3 protein-coding genes and 1 pseudogene are annotated in these 3,594 nt (G+C 71.3%); 3 read left to right on the forward strand and 1 reads right to left on the reverse strand.

Annotated features, from left to right (window positions below; all coding sequences use genetic code 11):
- A partial coding sequence (locus FUT87_RS21255; RefSeq protein WP_186830677.1) for a metallophosphoesterase occupies window positions 1-566 on the reverse strand: 566 nt, incomplete at its 3' end.
- 249 nt (window positions 567-815) lie between these two features.
- On the opposite strand from FUT87_RS21255, the gene FUT87_RS21260 reads away from it, so the two are divergent.
- The 3 genes and pseudogenes from FUT87_RS21260 to FUT87_RS21270 form a co-directional block, all read left to right on the forward strand.
- Entirely contained in the window at window positions 816-2,258 is a 1,443-nt protein-coding gene (locus tag FUT87_RS21260; protein WP_147242308.1) for a type VI secretion system Vgr family protein, read from the forward strand.
- Window positions 2,255-2,923 (forward strand): bacteriophage T4 gp5 trimerisation domain-containing protein, encoded by a 669-nt coding sequence (locus FUT87_RS21265; RefSeq protein WP_147242309.1) that lies wholly within the window; start codon window positions 2,255-2,257, stop codon window positions 2,921-2,923. Before FUT87_RS21260 ends, FUT87_RS21265 begins: the two co-directional genes overlap by 4 nt.
- Window positions 2,924-2,936: 13 nt before the next feature.
- Window positions 2,937-3,594, forward strand: a pseudogene (locus FUT87_RS21270) (hypothetical protein); the annotation flags it as partial.

Below are 3,594 nucleotides of genomic sequence, written 5' to 3' on the forward strand. Positions count from 1 at the left end.
CCGCGCGGCAGGCCGCGCACGGCGCGACGCGGGTCGCTGTGTCCGGACATGCGGTCGCCGACACCCACCACCCACACGGCCGTGCCCGGCAGCGGCACGGCCTCGTTGAGCAGCACCCGGATGCCGACGGCGCGCAGCGCGCGCGTGAAGCGCGGGCCGTCGGTCCACCAGTCGTGGTTGCCGAGCACCGCGTACACGCCATGCCGGGCGCGTAGCCGTCCGAGGATCGCGGCGATCTGCTCGGGCGTGGTGCCGTCCTCGCCGCGGCCATGGATGAAGTCACCGGGCAGCAGCACGACGTCCGGCGCCGCGGCATTGATCGCGTCGACCACCGCCTGGGCGCGCGCCATCGTCATGACGTGGCGGAACTCATGGGCGATGTGCCAGTCCGAGGCGACGGCGACTTTCAGCCCCGGAGGACCCTGCCAATCGGGCACCGCGACCCGGACTTCCCGGGCGGCCACCCATCGGGGTTCGATCAACAGGCCCCAGGCGGCCAGCAGCGCGGCGGCGAGAAGCAGGGACAGCAGCAAGGTCAGGAACTGGCGCAGCGCGGACAACAGCATCGAGGGGCCTGGGAGCGGCGGACGGTGGCGAGTATGCGGTGCAAACGACGGAAAGAATCGCAACGCGTCGCAACGCTTGGAACGTCCGCAGGCGCCGCGGCGGACGCCGGCGCGCCCGGGCGTGCCCATGCGGAAGGTCACCCCTTGGCGGCGCCGTCGCGCTGGCGTGCCGGCCGCTGGTGACTTTCGTCGCTTTACCCCCTCGGGGGCCGCTGCCTCTAATGCAGGCCCCACCGAGCACCGCGCGACATGACCGCTTCCCTCCGGCTTGAATCCCCCTTGCCCGACGGCACCTTCCGCGTGCACGAGTGCCACGCCACCGAGGCCTTGAGCGAGCTCGGCGAGATCCAGCTCCGCCTGCTCAGCGAGCGGCTGGACATCGCCGCCGGCGACCTGCTCGGCAAGCCGGTGGCCGTCGTCATCGCGCTGCGCGATGCGGCGCCACGCCGGCTGAGCGGGCATGTCGCGCGCTTCGCGCAGGGCGGCTTCGAGGGCCGCCACGCCGTCTACGAAATGACGCTCAGGCCCTGGCCGTGGCTGCTCACGCGCACCGCCGACTGCCGCATCTTCCAGGACATGAGCGTGCCCGACATCGTGGCCGCGGTGTTCCAGGACCATGCGGCGGCGCGCTTCGAGTTCAAGCTGATGCGGCCGTACCGGCCCTGGACCTATTGCGTGCAGTACCGCGAGACGGACTTCAACTTCGTCGCGCGGCTGCTGGAGCACGAAGGCATCTACTGGCACGTCGAGCACGACGAGCGCGGCCACAAGCTGGTGCTCTGCGACGCGGCCAGCGCGCACGACAGCGCGCCGGGGTGCGAGTCGCTGCCGTTCTACGGCAACGTGGAGCAGGCGCCGCCGCTGCTGGAGCACATCGGCCGCTGGACCAGCGAGCAGCGCATGCAGCCCGGCAAGGTCGTCCTCACCGACTACGACTTCGAGCGGCCTTCGACCTCGCTGCTGACCGAGCAGTCGCGCGCGCATGCGCACGACCTGGCCGACGGCGAGATCTTCGACTTCCCGGGCGGCTACCTGCAGTCCGCCGACGGCGCGCAGTACGCGGAGGACCGCCTGGACGAACTGCACAGCGCCTTCAGCCTGCTCGCGGGCAGCACCAATGCGCAGGGCGTGTGCGTCGGCCGGCTGCTGGCGATGACGCGGCATCCGCGCGATGACCAGAACGGCCAGTACCTGATCACGTCGACCCGCCTGACCGTCCGGCAGGCAGCGAGCGAATCGGGCAGCGGCGAAACCGACCTGCGCTGCGACTTCGCCGCGATCCCGGCGGCGCAGCAGTTCCGGCCGGCGCGCCGCACGCCCAAGCCGATCGTGCCGGGACCGCAGACCGCCACCGTGACCGGGCCGGGCGGCGAAGAGATCCACACCGATGCCTATGGCCGGGTGAAGGTGCAGTTCCACTGGGACCGGCGCGGCCGCCGCGACGAGCGCAGTTCGTGCTGGATCCGCGTGTCGCAGCCCTGGGCCGGCAAGGGCTGGGGCGGGGTCTCCATCCCGCGCATCGGGCAGGAGGTCGTCGTCGACTTCCTCGAGGGCGACCCGGACCAGCCGCTCATCGTCGGCCGCCTCTACAACGCCGAGCAGATGCCGCCCTACAGCCTGCCCGAGGGCGCGGTGGTCAGCGGCATCAAGTCCAGGACGCACAAGGGCGCGGCTACAACGAGCTGTCGATGAACGACACCGCCGGGCAGGAGCAGATGACCCTGCATGCGCAGTACGACATGTCCACGACGGTGCTGCACGACCAGACCAACACGGTCAAGAACAACCGCACGACGACCGTGTCGGTCAACGACACCCTGACCGTCAATGCCGACCGCACGATGAGCGTGGTGGGCAAGCTGGCAGAGACGGTGAACGCCGGCCACGAGATGACGGTCACCGCGGGCGGCTACACGCAGACGATCACCGGCGTGACCGCGCGCACCGTGCATGGCGATGTCACCAACACCGTCAACGGCAAGCGCGAGAACACCGTCAACGGCCAGTTCGTCGAGACGGTCACCGCGGGCGAGGAAAAGACGGTGAGCGCGGGCAAGCGCCTGACCGTGACCGGCGGCTACACGCAGTCCGTCACCGGCGGCTACAGCCAGGCCGTCACCGGCCCGCTCGCGGTCCAGGCGAGCGGCCCGCTGACGCAGGGCGCCACCGAGACCATGGCCCTGCATGCGACTGGCGCGGGCAGCTACACCTCGGCCAGCGCGCTGACCCTGGGCGTGGGCTCGTCGACCGTCGTCATCGACGCCGGCAGCATCACGATCAGCGCCGGCGGCTCCGTCATCAAGGTCGACGCCAGTGGCGTGTCGGTCAACGGGACGGAAATCTCCCTGAACTGCTGAAGAAAGGATGGCCATGGCCATCAATCCGGTGCAGCGCCGGCTCGCCGAGTTGCTGCAGCACTGGCAGGCGTTCGTCGACCAGCCCGACAAGCGCCTGCTGCTGTGGCAGGTGCCGGACGGCGGCAGGCGCCTGCTCGACGCCTTCCTCGAGATGCAGCGGCATGCGCCCGCGGGCGACGCAACCGGCAGCGTCGGCGGCGACACCTTCGTCGTCTTCGATGCGCCGTTCGAGCAGTCCATCGCCTATTCGCGCGCGCTCAAGGAAGCGCTGGCCGGCCAGTACGCCGCGAGCCACGACGAGTTGCGCCAGGCGGGGCAGACGCCCGATTGGCGCTTCGAGCCGGACGAGGTCCCCGACACCGCCGCGGCCTTCATGCGCGCGCTGGCCGCGCTGGCCGGGCATCACCCGGTGTTCGGGCAACTGGTCGCCGTGCTCTCGCCCGCCAGCGTGACCGACGACGAGGCCTGGGCCGCCTGGGTGACCCGCGCGCTCGACGCCGGCGTGCCCGATGGCGTGCGCCTGCTGGTGCCCGATGCCGATGGCGCGCCGCGCCTGGAGCGGCTGGCGCGTGAGGAACGTCCCGAGGTGCTGGTCCAGCCGCTGGCGCTCGATGCCTGGGCGGTGGCGCAGGAAACCTTCGCGCAGGAACCCGCGGTGGGGCCGGGCGGCG

Source organism: Mitsuaria sp. TWR114, assembly GCF_007997345.1.